We start from the raw sequence: 24,995 nt of genomic DNA, 5'->3' as shown, positions 1-24,995 counted from the left end.
GACCGATGCAGGCTCATTGGTGCTGCTATTGAATAGGATAGCGAACCGTTGCCCCAACCTCAATTAGAGCGGAGCGTTCCGCGGACATCACCGAGGCCGATAACATTTTTGATGATCCCCCTGCGGGGTCTCATGGCAGCATCGAAACTGGCAAAGATATCGCGCCCCTTGGTTCCAAAAACCGACGGATCAACCAGAATTCTGCATTGAATCGGATCCTTGGAAAAAAACTGCGCGTCCTCCCGGTTCAGACCGGTTAATGGTTCGACAATAATATCCTGGGGGCCTTGCCGATGAAAGGTTGGAATCGCTATTTGCCTCATGCTGAGCGGACCGAAAAGGCCAAGGCGTAGATTGTAAAGGGCTGTCAGAATATCAAATTCCGGCTTCCCCTTTTCCAGGTCAAATATCTGTTCGGCATAAACCTTACCGTTTTTTTGCTTTTGATAGCGGACCTTCCCGGTAGCATAATCGAAAATCAACTTGGTCGTTTTTTCTTTTCGATTGTCTTTGCTGCCCCGAATCGTATGCGAGCTGTGCCATAGCGGTCGCAAATAACCTTGCGGGGAAATCTCCATGAGGGTCTCATATCTTTCAACCCGGTCGCGGGTAAAAAAAGCCGCGACGCCGAGAGTTCTGGCCTGCATCACCACCAGAAAAGTTCCTGGTTTATCCCCTTTGGAAAGTTCGATAGATCCCTCTGCCAGGTGGTCAAACCAGAGAAACGAAATGTCGTAAGACAAATGTTCTCCAACCAGGGCCAACACCGGATGATTCGTATCGCTTAAGGGAGCAACTGCAAGATCTTTGGCATACAACGAATGACCCGACAGGCAGACAAACAACAAAACGACCCAAAGGACTCTCTTCATTTATTTAATCCTGATCAAAACCCTGTTAGCAAGCCTTGTATTTTAATAAAAGCGTATCGAATAAACAAATACGACCAGATGTTAATCTTAATTCTTGACGAAAATATTTCTTGCCACTAATATCCATATATTCAAAATATCGTGGGAGATAAATAAAATGCTAGAGTCTACTGCAAAATTGCCATTTGATACAGACATGGACTTTGACCGGGAATCGGAAATTCTTAAGGTCCTCGGCCACCCGATTCGCCTGAAAATTGTAGCCGGCCTCATGTCCCAATCCTGTAATGTAAAAAAAATCTGGGAATGCCTCGCGTTACCCCAGGCTACGGTATCCCAACATCTGGCACTCTTAAAAAACAAAGATATCATTACCGGGCGCCGTGAAGGTGTCGAGGTTTTTTATCAAGTCACCTGTCCAGAAGCCATCAGAATCATCAGGGCCATCTTCGGTGACAACATAGACTGCAAATAGCGACTCAAACAACTCCCAACATAAAAAAAACGGCCGTCATGAGTGACGACCGTTTTTTTGTTTTCGGTGACTTGCTTAACTTTATTTACCGGACTGGATGGACGCGATTGTCTTCCCGCGAATACCCCAGTTTTCCGGGGGAATTTCCTCAATGATAACATGGGTTGCTTCTGGGTTCTTACCGAGGACTTCCTTCAAAGCCAGGGTAATTCTATCCATAAGTTGTTCTTTCTTTTCAGCACTGATTCCCTCGACGGTCCGAACAGTTACAACTGGCATTTAACTGGCTCCTTTCTATTTTTCAACCGGAAACGCCCTTGTTTCAAAATGATGTTGATTAAATCGGCGATGTCCTCTTGCTCCAGGTTGAAAATCATTAACAGGATGCCTTGATCAGGCATTCTGCTGATAATTCACTCTGTAACAGACTTCAGTATAACCAGTGAAAAAAAAGAATCAATAGCCAATTCACGGCTTCTGTCAACTGCGAGGGAACCGGTAGTGCAGCAGCATCAATCCTTTGTCACTGTCACACTCGGGGAAATCGGGTCCCGGCAACAATCTTTTGATCAGCTGCGCCGTCGGGCAGAGGTCGTTAAATAAATCTTCCAGATAACCGGCGCCAAGATCCGGGGTGCTCCGACAAGCCAGCATCTCTCCCCCTGGTGCCAGCAATGATGGCAGCTTGCGCAATAATTTCGGCCGATCGCGGTGGGCCTGAAAATTCCGGCCTTGTGCGGCCGGGGGATCACAAATGATCAGATCAAAAGGAGCGCTTTTTTTCAGCCGGCTGAAGCTGCGAAAAAGTTCCAAGGCCAGAAAACTCGCCTTGCGCAGATCTAACCCGTTGGCCAAATGATTCTGCCGGCCCAATTCAAGGGCGCCGCGGTTCATATCAAGATTAACGACCTGATCCGCAGCGCCGGCGATAGCAGCCACTGAAAAACTGCAGGTATATGCAAACAGATTTAAGATTTTTTTCCCATGGGCCAACTCCCGGACATAGGACCGTCCCACGGCCATATCAGGAAAAAAACCTATATTTTGGGCTGATCCCAAGCGAAGTTTAAAGGACAGCTCACACTCTCTGGCCCAGACCTGCTCCGGCAGGCTGCCGTAGAGCACTCGGCTCGGGGCACCTGGAAGGTAGCGCTGCTGCACCAGCACCGTTGCAACAGTGGGGCTCAGGGCAGTGAGCAGATCAACCAGATCGGTCAGGAACGGTTCTGACCTGGGCTGGTATAAAACCACCAAAACGACCGGAGCAAACCAATCGATAACCAGATCTTCAAACCCGGGAAAGCAATGTCCCCTGCCGTGAAACAGGCGCCGCGATGCGGAGTCAAGGGGGCGATGACGGTTCAGTTCAATCTCAATGGCTTTCATGGAAAAATCACTCGGGAAAGATGCGGCAACCTTGTTTAAATCTGGAAATCATTGCACAAACTGTTCATAATGGACAGATTATTTCATAAGGAGTGTGTTCGATGAAAAGAATTAACCTGCTGATCCTCGTTCTTTTGATTCTTATTGTTGCACTCGGGATTGCTATCTATCTGCGTAACAACTCCGTGCCTGAAGAACAGATAACGACACCCAAACCGGCTCCGGTTCAGGAACCGGTAAAAAAACCGATTGTTCATTATCCGGTCCCCGAGCAATCGGCCGTAAACCCTGCCGCATCCCCTGAGACAATCGTGCCATCGACGCCGAACGGCCAAGCCGCACCGGCTCTGCCGGAGGCCTTGCCCAAGGTCCAGGAGAGTGATCAAAGCATCGAACAGGCAATGCATAGTCTGGTGGCTGAGGAAAGTTCCCTGCGACTGGTGCTGATGGATAATTTCATTCAGAAGCTGGTCGCCACCATCGACAACCTGCCGGAGAAAAAGCTGCCCAGAATCCATCTGCCGATCCGGCCGCCAAAAGGAAAATTCATTGTTGCCGGCACCCCGGAGGCACCACAGACCAGCAGTCGCAACAACCGACGATATACCCCATATGTCGACCTGTTCAAAGCGATAAATCCGGAGCTTGCCGTCAGGGTCTATGTGCATTTTTACCCGTTATTTCAGCAAGCTTACGAGGAACTTGGCTATCATAATGCGTATTTCAACGACCGCCTTGTTTTCGTTCTTGATCACCTGCTTGACATCCCCAATCCTGCGGATCCGATCCTGCTGGAACAGCCGGTTGTTCTCTACACGTATGCAGATCCCGCGTTGGAAAACCGGTCGGCCGGACAGAAGCTGCTGTTGCGCATCGGCCACGACAATCGAACCGAAATTCTCCAACTGCTCAAAAGATATCGGAGCCTGGTCACCAATCTGCATCCATGACCGGGGCGCTGTTTTTATACAAACAAAGGCCTGAATCCAAGGAGCCAGGCCTTTGTTTGCCAATACTGCCACCGCATCCGCCTACTGCGGCTAACATAATCTTTCTTTGCCAGAGCCCAAACCAGACACAGGCTGTCCAGCAATGCCACAGAGGACTGGTCCCAGGGTTCAGGCATCAGCAAAGACCGGCTGGCGGCGTTCAGGGCCGCTATAGCCGGAATGAGCCTGACGCCGAACCGGATCAATGCCAGGATAGACCCAACCGTCGGCACGCTGAAATTTTATAATTTCATTGTTTTCAATCAAATCTTGCAAGACTTGGGTGGTCACCATATCCATCATACCATCCTGATACACAACTGATATTTCATTCATGTCGGCACCTCCATTTCTATCTATTCAATAATAACAGCACATGTCCATAAAAACAAAGGGGGGCTACTATTTATATTTAAAAATCAATGAGTTGAAACATCGATTCCCCAGTGCCCTGAAACTCCCATCTATTCACGGCAAGGCCTGCCTAAAGCCAGAGTTCTGCGATCACTGAGCTATCGGTTATTTTCTTTTGAGGGTCCGCCGCCGCTCCGGACCATGATAATCACCACGCAGGGTACTGCGAACCGGATCTTCTCCAAGAACCACCCAGCCTGAAGCGCGTTCAAATTTTTCGATCTCACTCATGACGATCAATTCGTCCAGCTTTCGCGAAGGAACCAGATCGATGCGACCATCTTTGAAACGCACTTTAATCAACATAGGCTTCTCCGGCAAAGGTCATTCAAGCAATGCATCAATAGTGTCAAAATCAAGCTGCTCGTCAGCAAGTTCAGTAATCAGGTCAATTTTATGGGTGTCCTGAACCGTTAATTTGGAGACATCATCGCGGATCATTTCAAAAACCGTGGAAGAGGTCCGTCCCGCAAGCATATACGGTACCCCACTGCTCACCAGAATTTTGTGGGTAATGGTACTGATTTTCCCCAACCCGGGGATAACGATCCCGGCAATCTTCTTACGATATTCGGCCAATTGATATAAGTTGGCCAGAGTGACCAGCAACTCATCCCGACTGACATTGACCACGATAAGGGTCGAATCTTCAAGAATTTCAACGACTCGCTGTGCAGAGGCCGCCCCGATCTGGACCGTGTGGACAATCCGCTGCGCTTCTTCCTCCGTGGCACGCAGTTCAACATCCAGCAAATCGGCAATCCTGCGCATGGTCGGGTTGGCCAGGATCGGCTGATAATTGAACCCGCCAATGACTTTGATCCGCTCTGCAGCAAAAGCGATCTCCAGATATTTCAGCGTCTGTTCACGTTTGGCCGGGATAATTTTGTTGACCAGGATGGCATTGACTCTGGCCTTTTCCTTCTGAAACAGGGCCATGTTCATCTGAGCGTTATCAACCACGTTGCCCAAACCGCCACCGGTCACCATGAGAACGGTCGAATCCGTCTCCTTGGCGATCCTGGCGTTATTACAGCCCAGGACCGAGCCAACCCCGGTATGCCCGGCGCCTTCAATGATCAAAAAATCATTTTTGGCATCAAGCTCCGCTATGGCGTCAAACATCTGCTGGATAAGCAGCTCCCTGTCTATCTCGCCTTCCAGAATCCGCCGGGTATCGCCCTGCTTCAGCACCAATGGCGACATCAGGTGCAAATCATCCAATTTATTGAAATAACGAGCCATCAGCACGGCATCTTTATCGACAATCTGGCCGTTATAGGCAATGGGCTTCGGCCCGATCGGTTTAACAAAGCCGACACGCGGGTACTTTTTCCGAGCTCTGTGCATCAGAGACAAACTGGTTGTCGTCTTACCGCAGTTCATGCCGGTCGCCGCGATAAAAACCTTTCGTGCCATAAAAAAACTCCTTCCTGACTACTCTTCGGACTCGTATAAAATAATTTAACAAAAATGTCACGCACAGATGCCATTCGGATAAAAATTAATCTATTCTGGAAAAATGGGGCACAGCCAAACAAAGCATGGGAGGTGACAACAAGGAGTCCAAAAGAAAAGTGCGGACAAATGAATGCCAGCAGAAAAACTGGTTGCTGGATGCAGGAATCATCTTCCCACAGCACCGGAGAATCTCATGCAGCGAATTGATGATCTGTAAAAAAAAGGGAAAAAGCCTATCGTTGTGGGCATCAAATCAAACTCAAGACCGATTTCACCAACAACCTGCAAAGAAGGCTCTTCAAAACAACCAAGTGTTGCCCGGGGCAGCACAGGCTGCCCGCGGAAGTATCGAAAGTCATCAGCCTGAAAGCGGTCAACTAACCGAGTAGCACCTTTTTACTCTGGCATTGCATAACCGAACGAATCTTGTCGATCAATCCATCCACATTCAGCCCCAGCAACGCCCGCAATTCGGACTGGGTTCCCTGTTCCACAAACTGATCCGGGATGCCAACCCTGATCACCGGGACAGACAGTCCACTATCGGCCAACAACTCGAGAACTGCGGAACCGAAACCACCCTGCAACGCGTTCTCTTCAACGGTCATGACAAAAGGAGCATGTTCGGCTTGGGCAATGATCAGCTCGCGATCCAAAGGTTTGACAAAACGGCCGTCAACAACGGCAATTTCCACCCCTTGAGCACGCAGACGTTCAGCAGCCATCAAGGCTTCCTGCACCATGCTTCCAACCGCTATGAGAACTCCGTCCCCCCCTTCCCGGAGCAGCTCCCCCTTCCCTATGGGCACAGGTTCAATGGTTTGCAGCAAAGGGACACCGACGCCACTGCCACGCGGATATCGGTAGGCAAACGGTCCTGGCGCCATTGCCGCGGTCAGCATGATTCGCTGCAACTCAGCCTCATCCCTGGGAACGGCAAGAGTCATGTTAGGCAGGTGGCGGAGAAAGGACAGGTCAAAAACGCCATGATGGGTCGGCCCGTCAGCACCGACCAGCCCACCTCTATCCATGGCCAGGGTTACCGGCAGATTTTGCAGGCAAACATCATGCAGGACCTGATCATAGGAGCGCTGCATAAAGGTTGAATAAATGGCGACTAATGGCCGCAGTCCCTGGCTGGCCAGACCGGCAGCAAAAGTGACGGCATGTTGTTCGGCAATCCCGACATCGAAAAAGCGGTCCGGAAACTTTTCCGCAAATTTGGTTAATCCAGTTCCCTCGGCCATGGCCGCGGTAACCGCCACAAGGCGCTGATCGGCACCGGCCAGATCGATCAGGGTCTCCCCAAACACAGCCGTATAGCTTTTAGCGGCGGGAACGCCCTTGTTGCCGCAGACTTCACCGGTCAGAGAATCAAATGGTCCAACGCCATGGAACTTGCGCGGGTTCTGCTCGGCTGGCTGATAGCCTTTGCCTTTTTTGGTCAGGACATGCAATAACACCGGCCCTTTGATCTGCGCGACATTGCGCAAGGTTTCTGCCAATTCTTCGATATTGTGCCCGTCAAGCGGGCCGAAATAATCAAACCCGAATCCTTCAAACAGCATCCCCGGGGTCATGAACCCTTTCAGGGACTCTTCCGCGCGCTTGGCGATATTCACCAGATCACGGCCGATCCGCGGGACATATCCGAGGAGTTGCTCCGTTTCCTTCTTAAAACGCAGGAACGCATCCGACGTCATTTTCCGGCTGAGGAACGAGGACAAAGCACCGACATTACGCGAGATGGACATTTCGTTGTCATTGAGAATGACGACCAGCTTTTCCTTTAGTCCCCCTGCATGGTTAAGAGCTTCAAAGGCCATGCCCGCAGTCAGGGAGCCATCACCGATGACGGCGACGACCTTATTATCCCGGCCCTGAATATCCCGGGCGGCAGCCATGCCAAGCGCAGCAGAAATCGAAGTACTGGAATGGCCGACATCGAAGCAGTCATGTTCGCTTTCATTACGTTTGGGGAAGCCGCTAAGCCCATCAAGCTGCCGTAAAGTCGGGAATTGTTCCTGGCGCCCGGTCAATAATTTATGCGCATAAGCCTGATGGCCGACATCCCAGACGATTTTATCCTGTGGTGAATCAAAGACGCGATGCAATGCGATGGTCAGTTCAACAACACCGAGAGAGCTGCCCAGATGACCGCCGTTGGTCGCAACAGTAGCAACAATCCGCTCGCGAAGCTCCTCTGCCAGCTGCGGAAGTTGTTTCTTCTCAAGCCGCTTCAGATCGGCCGGCGATTTGATCTGTGCAAGGAGGCTATCCACAATATTTATCTCCAGAAATAAGAATCACCATCAATAACATTCCCGCCATCCGGGTAAGCGCCAGGGAGAACCTGACATCCTGCAGCGGCGCGGCCACCACGCAACATCGAACAAGTCCGTTCCGTACTCAGTGCCGGGCTGATCACAAAACCCGACGAAAGACATCCGCGCCCACGTTTTTGCCGGTTAACAGCCCGTGGCTCAGGAGGTGCGATCCACAATATAAGCAGCAATCTCCCGCAACGGCCGCGCCCTGTCTCCAAAGGGCTGTAACGCGGCCAGAGCCATCTCCCGCAACTCAATCGCCCGTTCCCGCGCGCCGGTCAACCCGAGTAATGCCGGATAGGTGGCTTTTCCGCGCTGGACATCACTGCCGACATCCTTACCAAGGGATTCCTGGTCGGCAACGATATCAAGAATATCATCTGCCACCTGGAAGGCCAGTCCGGCTGCTTCGCCATAAGCCCTCAGTGCATTCCGCTGCTCTTTTGATGCTCCACCAAGAACAGCCCCCATGTCAATGGCCGCCAGGATCAGCGCTCCTGTTTTATGGGTGTGAATATATTCCAGGGTCGGCAGGTCAATCTGTCTGCTTTCCGAATCCATGTCCACCACCTGGCCGCCAACCATGCCACGTGAGCCGGAGCTTTTGGCCAGCAGATGGATAATTTCCAGCCTGTCCTCCGATCGGATTCCCACCTGCAGTTCAGGATTGGAGAGCAAGATAAAGGCCTCGGTCAACAGTCCGTCCCCCGCCAGAATCGCCTTCGCTTCCCCGAACACCTTGTGGTTGGTCGGTTTGCCGCGTCGCAGGTCATCGTCGTCCATGGCAGGCAGGTCGTCGTGGATCAGCGAGTAGCAATGGATCATCTCAATGGCACAGGCCGCCGGCAGGGCCGGTTCGATAGTCCCTCCGACCGCTTCGCAGGCGGCCAGTAATAAAACCGGTCGAATTCTCTTCCCGCCGGCAAAAACCGAGTAGCGCATGGCTTCATGAAGACTCGCCGGCAGCATATCGGTGCCGGGCAGGTAACGATCCAACGCCGATTCGATCAGGCGATTGCGCTCTTCAAGATAGGTTTTAAGAGTCCATGTCTCAGGCATCATCAAAGGCTTCCCGGTCCCAGCTACCATCTTCCTGCTTAAGCAGTTTTTCAACTTTGAGTTCCACATCCCGCAGCGCTTGCCGGCAGGATTCGGCCTGCTTGACACCGTTGGAAAAGACTTTCAGCGCCTGATCCAGGGAAAGCTCCCCTGATTCCAGTTGTTCGACGGAGTCTTCAAGCTTACGCAATGAACTTTCGAAGCTTTTGGTAGTCGCCATATTGTTTTTATCCTTAACTTTAAATGATGTGATTATCGACAGCAGTTACCGCCGCCGTCAAGTCATTAAGATAATATTTATTCTTCCTCCTGGTCAGCGGTCGCTGTGACCTGTGCCTCGATCCGCCCCTGCGCCAGCATGATCTGCAACGAGTCCCCGGCCGTAACCTGAGCGGCATTGACGACAATCGAATCGGTGCGGGGATGACGCACAATGGCATAGCCGCGCCCAAGCACAGCCAAGGGCGACAGTGCGTTCAATTTTGCACACAAAGAAGAAAGTTCATTATCATGCAGCAGCAGCTTCCGCTCCATGGCCTGAACCAGGCGTTCTGAGGCCTGCTTTTGTCTGAGCGCTTGCATACGCAATAAATCCAGCGGCGCCCGCAAGCGTTTTTTGAGACCGCTCAAGCGGCTCTCCAGCAAAGCGATTCGGGATTTCATCTGCCCTGCCAGGCGCATGGTTAACTGGTCGAGATGACGCTCGAGTTCGAGTCGATTCTGCACGACCAGCTCCGCCGCAGCGCTCGGCGTCGGTGCACGCAGGTCCGCCACCATGTCGGCGATGGAAAAATCCACCTCATGACCGACCGCAGAGATCACCGGAATTTTCGAAGCAGCTAAGGCGCGGGCGACAACTTCTTCGTTAAAAGCCCACAAATCTTCCCGCGAGCCGCCACCCCTGCCAACGATCAGGACGTCACTGCTGCCCTCCTGATTGAGGTCGGCAATTGCTGCCGCGATTTCTGCGGCGGCTCCGTCCCCCTGAACCCTGACCGGCCGCAACAGGACTGTAAGGCCGGCCGACCGGCGCTTCAAGACATTCAGAATGTCACGAATTGCAGCGCCGGTCGGAGAGGTGACAATTCCGATTCTGGCTGGAAAAGCCGGCAAGGGTCTTTTACGTTCGGTCGCAAACAGGCCTTCTTTTTGCAGTTTTTCCTTAAGCTGTTCAAAAGCGAGTTGCAGACTGCCGATCCCTTCCGGCAGCATTTCTTCAATAATCAGCTGCAGATCGCCACGCTGCGGATAGACCGATACACGCCCCCGGCAGATAACCGCCATCCCTTCTTCAGGCTGAAAGGCCAGGGTTCGCGCATGACTACGGAACATGGCACAACGTAGCTGGGCTCGGTCATCCTTCAGCGTGAAATAACAGTGGCCGGAAGACGGCCGGGAAAAATTGCTCAACTCCCCTTTGACCAGGACGTTCACAAAATTATCTTCAACCAGTTCGCGCAGCAGCTCGACCAATGCGGAAACCGGAACGATTGTACTCTTATCCATGCGATGCTCACCTTTCCTTCTCCGTGACACATCAGTATAACCGGCAGGGCTCAGGATTGACAGCTTACAAAGAATCTCCTATAACCACTAAGTTTGCAGGCGGTGGCGAAATCTTCCTGCCGGTCAGGCGATATCATACCACCGTTGTTCAAACACACCCGGGCAGAACCTCCCCAATCCACCGCGGAGACTTCATGGCGCGACCCTATATCATTGTTATTGCAAGCGAAAAAGGCGGTGTTGGCAAAACTACCCTGGCCACCAACCTTGCTATTTATTTGCAGGGACTGGTGGAGGACCTGCCGATTACCCTGTTCAGTTTCGATAATCATTTCACCATTGATCGCATGTTCCGGATCACCAAGCCGGACAGCACTCATCATGTCGGCAAAATTTTTTCCGCCCAGGATCCAGGGATGCTCAGTTCCCTCGGTCAATACGGAATCTACTACATCCCTTCCTGCGAAAACCTGCAAGAGCCGGAATATGCGGTTGATTCCGTCGATCAATTGGCTCAGGCCATGAGCCGCAGCAGTTTAAGCGGCCTGGTGATTATCGACACCAGTCCGACCCTGGATATTTTCACTCGCAACGCCCTGTATGCCGCTGACCGGATCATTGTTCCGATCAAGGACGCGCCGTCCCTGGAAAACTGCCGCCATCTGGCGGAGTTCCTGATCGCCTATAAGCGCCCGAAAGCGCTCTTAAAAATTCTTCCCTGCCTGATCGACACCAGGATTCGTTTCGACGGGCCGTTTCGCAATTCATATCAACTGTTGAAAGCTTATGCCATCAATCGGGGCTATCGTTGTTTTGAAGGTTATGTGGCCAAAAGCCCGAAAGTCGAGTCCCTGGCCACCAATCCGTCCGGCAAGATATTCCCGGTCATGACCCATGCGCGGTCAACGGAAGTGCACCTGCAACTGACTCACTTGGCCCGCCAGGTGTATCTGGATTATCTTGAACAGGGTCCGTTACGGCTGAATGAAGTCTCGAATAACCTGTTTGAACAGGCCCAAATACAGCAGGAAGCATTGCAGCGTCGCCTCAAAAACCTTCATCCCTGCTGCCCCTGCTGCGACACCCCCCTGCCCAGTGACAGTGTTTGGCCCCATGCCTGGTATTTCCAAAACAACACCGGAACGGCCAGCGGTTACATTGAGGATGACTGTTTTATAAAGCTGCTGATTCAGGATTGCTATCCGGAATTAAGCGGCAGAGATCAACAACCCCTGCTTAAAGAACTTCTGGTCGGGGCCGATGAGACAGCGAGCCTGTTGCTGCGCCTGCAACGCCAACCAGAGGACACCAGACGGGCCAGTATCTATCGATTGGATCATCGGGGAAAAATTCTGTCGGAACGTAGAATCACCTTAAAGGACCCAGGATTCTTTCAGCGCCGCGGGAAACCCGGGCTGTCGCAACTTTTCAGCCTGGGGGAACAAAACGATCTGGAGAATCCGGCGGAAGAGCTTATTTTGGCGTATCGCTGCGGAGCTGAGCCGCTGCAATGCCTCGAGCAGTCCGCTTATCACGACTTGTTGGCCATGTTCACAACGGCTCAAACCAATCTGGCACGACGCTCCGAAGAACAATAAGCGCTACCTCTCAATAGGCATGGACAAGCTGGGATGCGGGAACAAATTCGATAGCCTGCTGTTTCAGCCAGGGTAATTCTTGACGTAGAGCTTCAAAGGTCTCTTTATAAGGGTGGCAAATTGCGATAATTTCACGATTATTACCGGCCAGGCTCACCATTTTGCGGATTTGCTCGCGGATATAAGGAACATTCTCTTCATTATCCAGAAAAATATTGCGTGTCGCCGTTTTCAGGCCCATCTTACGCGCCTCCGTAAAGGCCACCGAATTGCCGATGGTTCGGCTGTCAATGAAGAAAAACCCGTGTTGTTTCAACTCCTCCAGAACGGTGCGCATCGGTCCGGTCTCTTCCGTGAAGCGGGATCCCATGTGATTGTTGCCACCCACTGCGCCGGGTAGTTCCTCGATATAGGATCTGACAATACGACGAATCTGCTCCGGGGACTGATCAACTAGCAGGGCATTATTCCCCGGATTGGTCTGCGGATAGCTGAGTGGCTGCATCGGCATATGGATCATAAATTCGCGCCCCGCTTCTTTCAATAAGGCTGCCGTAGAAACGGCCCGACTCGATCCGGGTAGAATCGCCGGAGTGACCGGCAGATCAATCTCGAGAAGCTTTTTGGCTTTTCCAGTAGAGCCGCCCATATCATCCATAATAATCGCGATCCGGCCCCGCTGCGACACAGCCACCGGCGCGGGAACCCGATAGCGCAATTCCAGCTTCAATATATCCTGCCAGAATAGCCGGATCGTACCGTTGTCGGGATCAACCGCCAATCGAGCAGCTCCGCCGGCGTGATCGATATGCGAGTTCAATTCAGCCAGGAAAAAGGCTGAAGGAAAATCCCCGAATATTTTGCGCACCTGCACCCCGGCCTCGTCCGGCAGTTTCTGCCAGCCCATGGAATGAGGGCCGTTCAAAAGTTGGTTTTCAACCAATTTGTAGACATCCTGATAAGTAGCGGGCTGCTGACTTTCGACCTTATGCACCGGCTCCTCATAGACCAAGGTCGGTTTAGCTAGGTATTTTTCCCTGAGGCCGACCAGCAGGGCCAGACAAATTGCCACAAAGGCCAGCAGAAAAACACTGGCAAACAGAATCCGTAGCGGTTGGCTGAACTCTTTTTTAGGTGTTTTTTTACGCGCTGTTTTTCTTTTCCGTGCTGCTGTTTTTTTAGGTGCCATATCTCATCAAACCAAGGCTGGATTCAAATTCACTATCATCTGTTTTATCATCAGGCTGCGGCTTTGCCCCGCTGCAGGATTTCCAGGCCTTTGAGAAGATCAAGAGCCCGTTGCAACTGGTAATCACCTTTTTCTTCCGGGCTACTCTTTACCTCGGCAGAATCGTTCTCCGGTTGCCCAGCCGGTTTGACGGCCGGCTGGAAGTGATTCTGCAGATCCGCTTCACGCAGGCCGGGTTCACTCTGCTCGGGCGGCGTTACAGGCAGGTCTGGAACCACAATATCCGGAGTAATCCCCAAGGCCTGAATCGACCTTCCGGATGGGGTAAAGTAGCGGGCCGTTGTCAGCCGTAGACCGGATTTATCGCTGAGCGGAATAATCGTCTGCACCGATCCTTTACCAAAGCTCTGTTCCCCCAGGATGATCGCACGGCTATGATCCTGCAACGCTCCGGCAACAATCTCGGAGGCACTGGCGCTACCGCCATTGATGAGGACGATGAGGGGATAATCAGGCTCTGTTCCAGCGGCATGGGCACTGAATTCGAACTGGGATTCGGCCTCCCGGCCTTCCGTATAAACGATCAGCCCCTTGTTCAGGAACAGGTCGCTGACCGCAACCGCCTGCTCAAGCAGACCGCCTGGGTTATTCCGCAAATCAAGAATCAAACCCGGCAGGGCGCCACCCGGGGCGTCCTGGCGAAGCTGCTCCAGCTGCGTTTTCAGCTCGTCCACCGTCCGATCCTGAAATTGCGAGATCCGTGCGTAGCCGTAATGACCGTTAACCGCACGGCTTTTGACACTTTCCACCTGGATAATGGCACGCTTGATGGAAAAATGCAGGGGCTCCTTTTCGCCGGGGCGAGCAATGGTAATCTCAACGGCGCTGCCGCTGGGTCCCCGCAGCAGGCCGACCGCCTCCATGATCTCCATATCCTGGGTCGGCTGTCCATCAATTGCAATGATCTGGTCTCCGGCCTTGATCCCCGCTACGAAAGCCGGCGTCCCCTCAATCGGAGAAACCACCTGTAAACGCTGATCTCTGATCGTGATCTCCAATCCCAATCCACCGAATTCGCCATGGGTATCGGCCTGCATTTCTTCAAACATGTCCGGCGTCAGGAAGCTGCTATGAGGATCCAAGGTTTCCAGCATGCCCCGAATCGCGCCATAAACCAGCTGCTTGGTATCGATCTCATCGACATAACTGTTCCGGATCAAAGACAGAACATCGGTAAAGATTTCCAGGTTCTGATAATCTTCCTGGTCATTTGCCCAGGCTGAATTGCTGCCCCAACCAAGCACTAACAGCAACAGCAGGACCGGGATGGCCTTCACCATGAAATTCTTTTTCATTTACTTCACTTCCTTTTCAAGGTCGAAAATAAATTGGTGGCAAACTGCAAACTATTGACCTTTATCTTTTTTTCAACCAAGTCAGCGGATTAACCGGCGACCCTTTGGAACGTATTTCGAAATAGATGCTCTCCCGACCGGCCAACCCGCTATAGCCAAGGAGGTCACCAGCAGCGACATGGTCCCCAAGCTTCTTCTGCATCCGATCGGTCTGAGCATACAGGGTATGATACCCCCCCGGATGACTGAGAATATACAAATTTCCATAGCCTTTGAAATAATCCGCAAAGACCACTTTGCCGGTCGCCACTGCATGAATGGGTGTGCCTGGACTAACGGCTATTTCAATACCGTTACTTTCATAAAAGGTCCCAAGCTTGCTGTCTTTCTGGGTACCGAACCCGATGATGACCCGCCCATTAACCGGCCAACCAAGCTTGCCCTGGCCAACGGCAAAACTACCGGCGCCGACTCCGGCCGATGGTGGAGGTGCTGTTTCCCGCTCACGGCTCTCAAGTTGCTCAACCAATTGCTTCAGTCGCCGTTCTCTATCCTTAAGCGCGGCCAGTTCACTGCTGAGTTGCTGTTTGTCGGCGCGGGCCTGCCCGAGCAGCTGCGCCTGCAACTGCCTGGCCTCATCAGCCACCTTCTTTTGTTCCTGTTCTTTGGCCAACAGCACGGCCTTACTCTTTTCAAGAGCTTCGAGGTGGGCTAATTGCTGGCGTTCATTCTCCAACGCCGAACGATAATCATCCAGCAAGGCAACATCCTCTTGCAACACCAGGGTCAAATAATGATATTGCTGAACCATTTCCGTCGGCGAATCGGCTGAAAAAAGGATTTTCAATGCCCCGGCATCCCCTTCTTTATAAAGCGCAACCAATCGTTTTTCCAGATTGTGCCGGCTGGTTCTGACCACCTGCTGGCTGGCGTTGATCTTGGCTTGCTGGTTTTGCGCTTTTTTAGATAGAGCGGCCTGTTCTTTTCTCAGCTGGACAATTCGTTGCTCAATACGATCCAGGTTCTTTTTAAGCAAAGCCAGTTCGCGACTAAGATCAAGTTCTGTGCGGCTCTTTTTGTCCAGAGCTTTCTGCGCCTGTTCTATTCTGGATTTAATCTTGTCAAGCTGGAGACGATTTTCGTCCAGGTCCGCAGCGTCGACGATAACCGCGGCAGCTAAAAACAGAAAGATAAAGATAACCAGACAGCGCATTTTGAATCCGCTCAAAGACGTACAAAGCGCCGCAACGATGACAGGCTGCCCAGGGTCCCAAGGAGAACTCCCGACAAAACCAGAGTCAACTGCTGACTAAAGCTGAGAAACAGTAGCTCGAAATCGGCAGGTGTCAACCAAAAGGAATTTAAACTGCGGGCAATGATAAAGGAGAAAGAGAGCGCCAGAAAAAGCAGGGACAGCAGGCCACCCAAAAATCCCTGAATGGCTCCTTCGAGCATGAAGGGCACCTTGATAAAACGCATGGTGGCGCCGACCAGGGCCATGATTTCCAGTTCGTCGCGGCGCGCATAGAGGGTCAGTTTAATTGTATTGGAGACGATGAACAGGGCGGCAAGAAGCAGGAATCCACCCAGCACAATGCCGACAAATCGCAACATCTGCACAAAACTGGTAAAGCGTTCCAGCCATTTCTGACCATAACGCAGGTCATCGAGATTCAAGGTATTCTCGAGTTTCTCAACAAACTGACTGACTCCCTGTTGGGTGCGATACTCCTGCTGCACCCCTATCTCAAAGGATGCCGGCAGGACATTATCGCTGATGCCGTCCAGTAAACCGGATTCGTCGCCAAGGCGCTCCCGGAACCTTGTCATGGCCTCCGCGGGAGAGACATAGGCGACCGTAGTGACTTCAGGAAAGGTTTTGATTTTCTTGATGAGTTCGGGCAGCTCCGCTGTTGCCGGCGGCGCCTTCAGATAAGCGATGACCTGAATCTCCTTGGTCCAGCGGGTTGCAAGTTGCTCCACATTAACAACAACCAGGAAAAAACTACCGACCGTTGCTAGGGCAACCGCCATGGTCAGGATCGATGCCGTGCACAGAAAGGGCCACTGCCGCATATTGCGCAGAGCCCTGAATATGAAATAGCGTATTCTTTCCAGCACTACCGGGTCCTCCGGGTGAATCTTGATGAATATTCTGGAGCCAGGTTCAAAACCACCAACCGAGTTGTTCCGTCCGGAAAGAAGCCTGTTCAGTCTCCGCGTTTATGACAAGCTGCTACTGAGATAAGACAGTGCGGATTATATCTGAAGAGGCTGCTGATCGCCAATCAGTTTTCCCTCTTCCAGAGTAATCACCCGCCGCGGAAAACGCCGATTGAGATCATGATCATGAGTGGCCAGCAACACGGTTGTTCCGCGGGCGTTGGCCCGTTTGAACAGTTCCATAATTTCCAGGGTGACCGCTTTATCGAGGTTGCCGCTCGGTTCGTCGGCAAGGAGGATCAGGGGATCGACGACCAGCGCCCTGGCAATGGCGATGCGCTGCTGTTCACCGCCGGATAATTCCAGCGGTTTGCGTTGGAGGCGATGTTCCAAACCGACTTCTTTGAGAGCCTGATAAACTTTTTTACTGACTTCAAAGCGCTTCTTCCCCTGAGCTTCCAGGGCAAAAGCAACATTTTCATACACGGTCCGACTCTGCAGCAGTTTGAAATCCTGAAAGACCACGCCTATCTTTCGGCGCAGGTAAGGGATCTGATGACTACGGATGCGGGTGACGTTCTGCCGGTCGATGAGAATTTGACCGCGGGTCGGTTTTTCAGCAGCGTAGAGCATCCGGAGAAAGGTTGTTTTCCCCGCTCCGGACGCTCCGGTAACGTAGACAAAATCCCCCTTGGGGATCTGCAAAGAAAGATCCTTGATCGCGACCGAGTCGCTGGAATATCTTTTGGTAACGTTAAATAGCTGGATCATGACTGCTCAGCGGTCGACCCTCTCTGCTGTATGCCGTAAAAATCAGCCTTGGGCCTGAACTGCGGTGATTGCGGCTACACTGACGATGTCCTCAACCGAGCACCCGCGGGACAGGTCATTCACCGGTTTTGCAAGCCCCTGAATAATCGGACCGACAGCTTCCGCTCCGGCGAACCGCTGCACCAGTTTGTAACCGATATTACCGGCATCCAGATCCGGGAAAACAAAAGTGTTGGCTTTGCCAGCGACAGACGAACCCGGTGCTTTTTTGTTGGCAACACTCGGAATCAGGGCGGCATCAGCCTGCAGCTCACCGTCGATGGCCAGTTCCGGAGCAAGCTTGCGGGCGATGTCCAGGGCTTGAATCACTTTGTTGCAATCATCATGGCTGGCGCTGCCCTTGGTCGAAAAGCTGAGCATGGCCACACGAGCCTCGGCGCCGAGGAAACTTTTGCAGCTGGCAGCAGTGCTGACGGCGATTTCAGCCAGGGCCTGGGCATCGGGATTGGGATTGACGGCACAGTCTGCAAAACACATGACCCCGTTTTCACCAAATTCAGGGGTATTGGTCACCATCAGGAAGACCGAAGAGACCGTTTTCATACCGGGAGCGGTGCCAACCACCTGAAAAGCGGCCCGCAAAACATCCCCGGTGGTATTGAAAGCGCCGGCCACAGCCCCGCCGGCAGCTCCTTTACGGACCATCATGGCGCCGAAAAAGAGGTTGTCATCAGCCGTCAACAAAGCCAGAGCCTCTTCGCGGCTGAGGCCTTTCTTCTTGCGGATCTCAACCAGTTCATCAGCGTAACCAGCAAGCAGTTCAGAAGACTTGGGATCCACCAGGGTAACCCCGTCCAGAACCACGCCCAGCTCAGCGGCCTTGGCTTTAAGGGCATCCTGATTGCCGAGCAATACGACATCGGCAAGGTTATCAGCGACAATCAGCGCCGCAGCCTGAATCATCCGGTCGTCATAGCCTTCCGGCAACACGACCGTCTGTTTGTTGGCGCGGGCTTTTGCTTTAATCTGCTCTACAAGGTGCATACGTTCCTCCTATAGAATTATCTGAAATTTATTGAGTATATTACTAACCACAGCGTATCGTTATACCCAATTGAAAAAGCAAGGGTCAATCATTTTTCCCGGCAAACGCGAATGGAACTGGCCGTTGCCGACAACTCCGGCTATAATCATCTGCCTATGAACGATTTCAACTCTTCCAGGTCGCGCAGCTCAATACGCTCTCACCTGCTTATCATTTGTCTGCTGGTTTCTCTGGTCCTGCATGTGCTGGTTGTCCTGATGCTGCCATTGATTCAAACAACCGACGATGTCCAAATCAAGCAGCATCAACCGACAATTGTGCGCCTGGTCGACATTCCTCGCAACGAAAAAAAACCTAAGCTTGAGGGATACGAACTTGATCAGGTCCCTTTCAGCCCTCCTACTCCAATACTGACGCCTCCGCCTAAAAAGGCGGAGCGGGCAGATCGCGACCAACAGGTCATCAAAGAGCAGGCTCCGTTAGCCGATGATGTCCGGGACGAGACCACGGTCAAGCCGCCGCTGCCGCAACGGCATACCGTCCGCCCCCCGCAGCCGGCCAAACCGTCAGCGCCGGTGACCGGAAGCCGCCCCTCCAGTTCGGGGATTCCACGATTGAAAGCGGACCAGGCACCACCTCAGCCGCAGCTGCCCCCTGCCCCTGAGCCGCTCGTACCGTCAACCCAAAATGAACCTGCTCAAGAAGCCGGCGTGCCGAAACCATTGCCGCCGACCGTCCCGAACTTATCGCCCGAGCAATTACTCCCGGACGCCGATACCCTTGGGAAAATCGCTGCAGGCAAACTTGGCCAGCGCAACCGGATGAAACAGCGGGATGATGTGGAAATCGGCGATACGGTATGGCTGAATCTGCAAAACGACCTGCTGGTTTCTTTTTTCCGCCGCTTCCATGATCGGGTCGAACGGGTCTGGAATTACCCGGCTGAAGCTCTTAGAAAAGAAGAACAGGGAACCCTTGAGTTGCTGATTATCGTCAACAAGGAAGGAGAACTACTCGATGTCGACCTGAAGCAGACCAGCGGTTCAGACCTGCTTGATTACGAGGCAATCCAGGCGATTTACCGGGCAGCTCCGTTTGGACCGCTATCCCGTTATTATCCACATGAACAGCTGAAAATCAGGGCCTATTTCAGCTACAACCTGACCGGGCGCTTTATTTACGGGCGCTGAGCAAAACAATCCGCCCATTCCTCCCCACTTCCGTCGAGTGACTCAATCTATTTGGGCAACACCGATTGCCGAATATCTTCGTCATCGATTTTACCGACATTACCAATGGCTTGAATCTGCTGAGTGGTCTCCGCGATCACCTGATCATAAAGCTTGAGGACGTCAGGATCAAAACCGGGCGTTTTTTCAGCAGTCCATTTAAATAACTGCATCTGCTGTAAAAAATTATTCAGGATATGGTGCATCCCGAACAACATTGCCCGGTAAATCTTCACCTTTTCCTTTTCCACTGCGGTTTCATGGCGTTTGCGGAACACATCGATCTGAAAAAACAGCAGAATGATGACCAGAGCGACCAGGATTTCATCGATCTCCAGATGTTCCAGCTGTTTCAGCAAATGGGCGAACCGGTCAAACAGGTCCAGATTGAAAAAATAAGACAGGGTGGTGAGCAGAGTCGCAAGCAGGATCCCACAAAGGGTATACGCATATCGAAACATAACTTTGGTCTTTCCCTTGGCTGAAACCGGATTCCCGGCACGCATCAGTAAAGGCAAGCGCCGGGAGAGGGGTTAACGAGGAAGGGCACGACTAAAATGGCTGGAAAGCCCATCCCCGAGGACTTTGCAAACCCTGCCGGGGACATTACACTGTCCCCGGCCTTTAATCTTCAACAATGCAAACTTGCTACATCCAGCGTAATTTCGGTTTTCGCGCCGCGGCTGCTTCATCAAGCCGCCTGACCCGGGCCCTGGTCGGAGCATTGCGCAGTTTTTCCGGTTCCTGCTCCGCTTCCCGGGCAATCGCCAGCATGGCCTCACAGAATTCATCTATGATCTGCTTGCTCTCGGTTTCCGTCGGCTCAATCATCAGCGCCCCCCGCACCACCAGGGGAAAATAAATGGTCGGTGGATGATACCCGTAATCGATCAGGCGTTTGGCAACATCCAGGGTATGACAGCCATTCCCGAGGGCAGCTTCGGAAAAAACCACCTCATGCAATGACCGCTGCGGGTTCGGCAGGTCATAGACACCTTCGAGGCGGGCACGAATATAATTGGCATTGAGGACAGCCAACTGGGTTGCACGCTTCAGCCCTTCCCCGCCCATGGCCAGGATATAGCTGTAGGCCCGGACCAGAATACCGAAGTGGCCGTAGAACGACTGCACCCGGCCAACGGACTGCGGCCGTTCATAATCGAATTTATACTGTTCCTGATCCTTAACGATGACCGGACAAGGCAAAAACGGTTCCAGTTTTTCCACCACGCCCACCGGCCCGGCACCCGGCCCGCCGCCACCATGCGGCGTGGAAAAGGTTTTATGCAGGTTGAAATGCATGACATCGATGCCGATATCCCCGGGGCGGCTGATCCCCATCAAGGCGTTGAGGTTGGCGCCGTCACAATAGACCAGACCGCCATGGGCATGGACCAGTTCGCAAATCTCCCGAATATCCTTTTCAAACAGCCCCAACGTATTCGGATTGGTCACCATCAGCGCAGCGACCTCATCATCCAACACAGCAGCCACGGCTTCCTTGCTGAGCATGCCGTCGGTCGCCACGGTGACCACTTCGAAGCCGCACAAGGCGGCCGAGGCCGGATTGGTCCCATGGGCAGTGTCTGGAATAATGACCTTATGGCGCTTTTGGCCATTGGCCTCATGCCAGGCTCGAATCATCAGCATACCGGTGAATTCGCCCTGGGCTCCGGCAGCCGGTTGCAAGGTGAGGCAGGGGAAGCCGGAGACTTCACCGAGCGCCTGCTGAAGCTGATACATCAGCTCCAAGGCCCCCTGATTCAAAGCTTCCGGAGTCTGGGGGTGGATTCCGGCAAACCCGGGCAACCGGGCAGCGGCTTCGTTGACTTTGGGATTGTATTTCATGGTACAACTGCCAAGGGGATAAAAACCGCTGTCAACGCCGTAATTCCAACTGGAAAGCCGGGTATAATGGCGGACGACATCGACTTCCGACAGCTCCGGGAAACCCTCAATCTCATCCCTGAGCAAATTTTCCTGCGGAGTTGCGGAAGGAACATCAAGCTCGGAGATGCTGTAGCCGATTCGATCGGGCTGGGACTGCTCAAAGAGCAGTTTTTCATCAAGAACCAGACCGCGCCCATCAGTATTCATCATGCCTGACCTCCTGCCAGAGCATTGACCAGACGATCAATCTGCTCACGGCTGTTCTGTTCCGTCACACAAACCAGCAATCCGTTGGGCAGTTCGGGAAAATCCCGGCCCAAGGCAATCCCGGCCAGGATTTGTTCCTGCTCCAGGCGAGTTTTCAATGCCGCAACCGGTTCCGGGCAGAGCACGACAAATTCATTGAAGTGCTCCCCAGCAAAAGCGATTTCGAAGCCGTCAAGCGCGGCGATCTGGGACTTGGCATAGGCCGCCTTGGCATAATTCACCTGAGCCAGCTTGCGTAACCCCTGCTTGCCGTGCAGGGCCAGATAAATACCCACCATCAGGGTGCACATCCCCTGATTGGAACAGATATTCGAGGTGGCCTTTTCCCGACGGATATGCTGCTCCCGGGTCGCCAGGGTCAGAACAAAACCGCGCTTGCCATCCAGGTCGACGGTCTCGCCAACCAGCCGGCCGGGCAAAGCTCGCATATCTCTGTTTTTAACGGCAAAAAAACCAATCCCCGGACCACCGTAAGAAAGGGGTATCCCGAAACTTTGTCCTTCACCGACCACTACATCGGCACCAAGTTCGCCGGGAGATTTAAACAGGGCCAACGCGAGCGGTTCCGCGACGGCGGCGATAAGCCGTGCGCCGGCAGCGGCAGTCACCTTCGCGATCGCAGCAAGGTCTTCGATCTGTCCGAAATAGTTAGGATATCCTGCGACAACGGCGGCCACGCTGTCATCGACCATCGACTCCAGTGCTTTCAGATCGGTATGACCAGCGGCCACCGGAACCTGGACCAGTTCCACATCAAGGTACTGGCAATAGGTTGCGACAGTTTGTCGATACTGCGGGTTAAGCGCCCCGGAAAGCAGGATCCGATGCCTTTTCCGCCCGGTCCGGACAGCCAGCAGCACGGCCTCAGCACAAGCCGAAGCGCCGTCATACATAGAGGCATTGGCCACATCCATCCCGGTCAATTGGCAGATCATGGTCTGGAATTCGAATATCGCCTGCAAGGTGCCTTGGCTTATTTCCGGCTGATACGGAGTATAGGCAGTATAGAACTCACTCCGGCTCACCAGATGATCAACCACGGCCGGACTGAAATGATTGTAGGCCCCGCCACCGAGGAACGTATCCCACTGGTCCGAGCAGGCATTTTTGGCAGCCAGCGTCCTCAGCAGCGCCATCGCTTCCGCTTCTGATTTTGCGGCCGGCAGATTCAAGTCACGCTGAAGTCGACAGTTCTGCGGAATACCGGAAAACAGTTCATCGATTGAGCCGACCCCGATAGTATCCAGCATATTTTGGATCTCGGCATCGGTATGAGGAAGGTAACGCATGGCCACCCCTTAAGGTAATGGATTAACTATTAAACAAAAAGCGCCCGTTAAACAGGCGCCTTGTCTCTATTCTTGCTCGATAAATTCCTGGTAGGCATCGGCGTCCATGAGATCGTCCAGTTCACCCGGATCGGTCAGCTTCAGCCTGACTAGCCAGCCATCATCGTAAGGAGAGCTATTGATGATCTCCGGTTCGTTAGGGAGTTCATCATTAATTTCGACGACCTCCCCACTGACTGGCGCATAAATATCGGAAACGGCCTTGACTGATTCGACAACGCCAAAACTTTTCCCAGCTTCCAGATCATCGCCGACTTCAGGCAGTTCGACAAAGACCACATCACCAAGCTGTTCCTGGGCAAAGTCTGTTATCCCGATGGTTACGATATCATCTTCGACCAGGACCCATTCGTGTTCTTCCGTGTACTTCAAATCATCAGGAAAATCCATCACATCCTCCTCAAAAGTAAAAAGAGGCCCTCTCAGGGCAGTTGTTTTGGTTTAGACAAACGGCAAGGCCGTCCTCGTTGTTGTGACTGTCTTTTTTCGAATACCGATGGACAAAGGTTCTGTCGACTCGGCAACGGCGGTCTCAATCAGGGCCAGCGCAATACCTTTTTTCAAACTTGGCGACATAGTCCCACTGGTCACATAGCCAACCTGACGATCCCGGCAAAACACCGGATAACCATCCCGCGGCACCCCATTCTCGGTCAGGGCTAAAGCAACCAGTTGCCGCTTCAATCCGACATCCTTGGCCTTTTGCAAAGCATTTCGACCGCAGAAATCCCCTTTATCCAGTTTGGTTATCCAACCCAGCCGGGCCTCAAGAGGAAGGATCTCCGCGTTGATCTCATGGCCATACAAGGCATAGCCCTTTTCCAGCCGTAGGGTATCGCGCGCGCCCAAACCGACCGGTACCAATCCTGCCGATTGCCCGGCAGCGCTCAAAGCCTGCCATAGCTGCACCCCATCGTCGGCAGCGCAGTACAGCTCAAAGCCATCCTCACCGGTATAGCCGGTCCGTGAAACAAGCATCTCCAGACCCGCGACCTGCCCCTGCACAAAATGATAATATTTGAGCGCGCTCAACTTGATATCTGTGAGCTGCTGCAGAATTTTTTCCGCCGCCGGCCCCTGCAGTGCCAGTTGGGCATAATCCCGGCTATTGTCGACCAAGACCACATCCCCTATCCCGCTGTCAGCTTGCAAGCTCTGCAGCCAGGAAAAATCCTTATCGGTATTGGCGGCATTGACACAGAGAAGAAAACTCTCCGCTCCTTTGCGATAGAGGGTCAGATCATCAACAACCCCGCCATCCCGGTAACAGAGTGCGGTATACTGGACCTGCCCGTCAACCAGCTTGCTCAGGTCATTGGTGGTGGCATACTGCAAAAACTCGAACGCCTGCGGGCCACTGACCTCAATCTCCCCCATATGAGAGACATCGAACAGTCCTGCGGCCTGGCGTACCGCCAGATGTTCGGCAATGACCCCGCTATACTGTACCGGCATTTCCCATCCGCCAAACTCTACCATACGGGCACCAAGGTGATGGTGCAACTCGTTGAGCGGTGTTTTTTTCATACACAGGCTCCTTGTCGGTCATTTTGTCAGGCCTGGGACAATGTTGTCGCCCGCCGGCGGCCATGCCGACGCAACAGTTCAAAAACAGCTAACGGTCAAAGACCCGTTGGAAACCTCTCGGCC

At 52.9% G+C, this 24,995-nt stretch carries 25 protein-coding genes; 4 read left to right on the top strand and 21 right to left on the bottom strand.

Annotated features, from left to right (window positions below):
- Positions 1–59: 59 nt before the first annotated feature.
- Positions 60–872 carry a DUF3108 domain-containing protein gene (locus tag N909_RS0122025; protein WP_029918263.1) on the bottom strand — a complete coding sequence of 271 codons (813 nt, stop codon included), beginning with the start codon at positions 870–872 and terminating at the stop codon, positions 60–62.
- Positions 873–1,029: 157 nt separating this feature from the next.
- On the opposite strand from N909_RS0122025, the gene N909_RS0122020 reads away from it, so the two are divergent.
- A complete protein-coding gene (locus tag N909_RS0122020; protein ID WP_245613658.1) occupies positions 1,030–1,347 on the top strand; it encodes an ArsR/SmtB family transcription factor in 318 nt (105 codons plus the stop codon).
- Positions 1,348–1,428: 81 nt separating this feature from the next.
- On the opposite strand, the gene N909_RS0122015 is transcribed toward N909_RS0122020, so the two are convergent.
- Positions 1,429–1,626: a tautomerase family protein gene (locus tag N909_RS0122015; protein WP_029918261.1), complete on the bottom strand. Its 198-nt coding sequence runs from the start codon at positions 1,624–1,626 to the stop codon at positions 1,429–1,431.
- Positions 1,627–1,827: 201 nt separating this feature from the next.
- Positions 1,828–2,733, bottom strand: coding sequence for a class I SAM-dependent methyltransferase (locus tag N909_RS0122005; RefSeq protein ID WP_029918260.1), 906 nt, complete (start codon positions 2,731–2,733; stop codon positions 1,828–1,830).
- A gap of 101 nt (positions 2,734–2,834) precedes the next feature.
- On the opposite strand from N909_RS0122005, the gene N909_RS24970 reads away from it, so the two are divergent.
- A complete protein-coding gene (locus N909_RS24970) occupies positions 2,835–3,683 on the top strand; it encodes a DUF3014 domain-containing protein (protein ID WP_051690048.1) in 849 nt (282 codons plus the stop codon).
- 168 nt (positions 3,684–3,851) lie between these two features.
- Here N909_RS24970 and N909_RS24145 read toward each other — a convergent pair whose 3' ends face one another.
- The 7 genes from N909_RS24145 to xseA all read right to left on the bottom strand — a co-directional run bounded on the left by N909_RS24145 (position 3,852) and on the right by xseA (position 10,489).
- On the bottom strand, positions 3,852–4,058 hold the full coding sequence (locus N909_RS24145) for a GSU3473 family protein (protein ID WP_036684500.1): 207 nt from the start codon (positions 4,056–4,058) through the stop codon (positions 3,852–3,854).
- 183 nt (positions 4,059–4,241) lie between these two features.
- Positions 4,242–4,442 carry a GSU3473 family protein gene (locus tag N909_RS0121990; RefSeq protein ID WP_029918258.1) on the bottom strand — a complete coding sequence of 67 codons (201 nt, stop codon included), beginning with the start codon at positions 4,440–4,442 and terminating at the stop codon, positions 4,242–4,244.
- Between the two features lie 18 nt (positions 4,443–4,460).
- On the bottom strand, positions 4,461–5,555 hold the full coding sequence (locus N909_RS0121985; RefSeq protein ID WP_029918257.1) for an AAA family ATPase: 1,095 nt from the start codon (positions 5,553–5,555) through the stop codon (positions 4,461–4,463).
- A 419-nt stretch (positions 5,556–5,974) separates the two neighbouring features.
- Positions 5,975–7,879: a 1-deoxy-D-xylulose-5-phosphate synthase gene (gene dxs / locus N909_RS0121975; protein WP_029918255.1), complete on the bottom strand. Its 1,905-nt coding sequence runs from the start codon at positions 7,877–7,879 to the stop codon at positions 5,975–5,977.
- 201 nt (positions 7,880–8,080) lie between these two features.
- Positions 8,081–8,983 (bottom strand): farnesyl diphosphate synthase, encoded by a 903-nt coding sequence (locus N909_RS0121970; RefSeq protein ID WP_029918254.1) that lies wholly within the window; start codon positions 8,981–8,983, stop codon positions 8,081–8,083.
- Positions 8,976–9,203, bottom strand: a complete 228-nt coding sequence (xseB, locus tag N909_RS0121965) for an exodeoxyribonuclease VII small subunit (RefSeq protein WP_029918253.1) — start codon at positions 9,201–9,203, stop codon at positions 8,976–8,978. Before xseB ends, N909_RS0121970 begins: the two co-directional genes overlap by 8 nt.
- Positions 9,204–9,280: 77 nt before the next feature.
- Positions 9,281–10,489, bottom strand: a complete 1,209-nt coding sequence (gene xseA, locus N909_RS0121960; protein ID WP_029918252.1) for an exodeoxyribonuclease VII large subunit — start codon at positions 10,487–10,489, stop codon at positions 9,281–9,283.
- 194 nt (positions 10,490–10,683) lie between these two features.
- Here xseA and N909_RS0121955 point away from each other — a divergent pair, with 194 nt between their 5' ends.
- Positions 10,684–12,087, top strand: a complete 1,404-nt coding sequence (locus N909_RS0121955; RefSeq protein WP_051690047.1) for a ParA family protein — start codon at positions 10,684–10,686, stop codon at positions 12,085–12,087.
- A 10-nt stretch (positions 12,088–12,097) separates the two neighbouring features.
- Here N909_RS0121955 and N909_RS24965 read toward each other — a convergent pair whose 3' ends face one another.
- From N909_RS24965 to pta, 6 genes are all read right to left on the bottom strand, one after another.
- Complete coding sequence (locus N909_RS24965; RefSeq protein ID WP_051690046.1) at positions 12,098–13,276, bottom strand: divergent polysaccharide deacetylase family protein; 1,179 nt, start codon at positions 13,274–13,276, stop codon at positions 12,098–12,100.
- A gap of 50 nt (positions 13,277–13,326) precedes the next feature.
- A complete protein-coding gene (locus tag N909_RS0121945) occupies positions 13,327–14,631 on the bottom strand; it encodes a S41 family peptidase (RefSeq protein WP_029918249.1) in 1,305 nt (434 codons plus the stop codon).
- A gap of 61 nt (positions 14,632–14,692) precedes the next feature.
- Complete coding sequence (locus N909_RS0121940; RefSeq protein ID WP_029918248.1) at positions 14,693–15,844, bottom strand: murein hydrolase activator EnvC family protein; 1,152 nt, start codon at positions 15,842–15,844, stop codon at positions 14,693–14,695.
- An 11-nt stretch (positions 15,845–15,855) separates the two neighbouring features.
- Positions 15,856–16,752, bottom strand: coding sequence for a permease-like cell division protein FtsX (gene ftsX, locus N909_RS0121935; RefSeq protein WP_084167873.1), 897 nt, complete (start codon positions 16,750–16,752; stop codon positions 15,856–15,858).
- Positions 16,753–16,890: 138 nt separating this feature from the next.
- The gene (ftsE, locus tag N909_RS0121930) at positions 16,891–17,565 is read right to left on the bottom strand and encodes a cell division ATP-binding protein FtsE (RefSeq protein ID WP_029918246.1); all 675 of its coding nucleotides are present in this window, start codon (positions 17,563–17,565) and stop codon (positions 16,891–16,893) included.
- A gap of 42 nt (positions 17,566–17,607) precedes the next feature.
- A complete protein-coding gene (gene pta, locus N909_RS0121925; protein ID WP_029918245.1) occupies positions 17,608–18,609 on the bottom strand; it encodes a phosphate acetyltransferase in 1,002 nt (333 codons plus the stop codon).
- Positions 18,610–18,720: 111 nt separating this feature from the next.
- Between pta and N909_RS24960 the strand changes: the two genes are divergently transcribed.
- Positions 18,721–19,800: an energy transducer TonB gene (locus N909_RS24960; protein ID WP_029918244.1), complete on the top strand. Its 1,080-nt coding sequence runs from the start codon at positions 18,721–18,723 to the stop codon at positions 19,798–19,800.
- A gap of 47 nt (positions 19,801–19,847) precedes the next feature.
- Here the strand turns inward: N909_RS24960 and N909_RS0121915 are convergent, their stop codons facing one another.
- From N909_RS0121915 to gcvT, 5 genes are all read right to left on the bottom strand, one after another.
- Positions 19,848–20,300 (bottom strand): hypothetical protein, encoded by a 453-nt coding sequence (locus N909_RS0121915; RefSeq protein WP_155006047.1) that lies wholly within the window; start codon positions 20,298–20,300, stop codon positions 19,848–19,850.
- A 187-nt stretch (positions 20,301–20,487) separates the two neighbouring features.
- Entirely contained in the window at positions 20,488–21,939 is a 1,452-nt protein-coding gene (gene gcvPB, locus N909_RS0121910; protein ID WP_029918242.1) for an aminomethyl-transferring glycine dehydrogenase subunit GcvPB, read from the bottom strand.
- Positions 21,936–23,291: an aminomethyl-transferring glycine dehydrogenase subunit GcvPA gene (gene gcvPA / locus N909_RS0121905; protein WP_155006046.1), complete on the bottom strand. Its 1,356-nt coding sequence runs from the start codon at positions 23,289–23,291 to the stop codon at positions 21,936–21,938. The genes gcvPB and gcvPA overlap by 4 nt, the downstream gene beginning before the upstream one ends.
- A 60-nt stretch (positions 23,292–23,351) precedes the next feature.
- Entirely contained in the window at positions 23,352–23,735 is a 384-nt protein-coding gene (gcvH, locus tag N909_RS0121900) for a glycine cleavage system protein GcvH (protein ID WP_029918240.1), read from the bottom strand.
- A gap of 51 nt (positions 23,736–23,786) precedes the next feature.
- On the bottom strand, positions 23,787–24,872 hold the full coding sequence (gcvT, locus tag N909_RS0121895) for a glycine cleavage system aminomethyltransferase GcvT (protein WP_029918239.1): 1,086 nt from the start codon (positions 24,870–24,872) through the stop codon (positions 23,787–23,789).
- Positions 24,873–24,995: the final 123 nt, after the last annotated feature.

It is taken from the genome of Pelobacter seleniigenes DSM 18267, assembly GCF_000711225.1.
Lineage (GTDB): Bacteria > Desulfobacterota > Desulfuromonadia > Desulfuromonadales > Geopsychrobacteraceae > Seleniibacterium > Seleniibacterium seleniigenes.
This window is presented reverse-complemented; position numbering and strand designations above follow the sequence as displayed.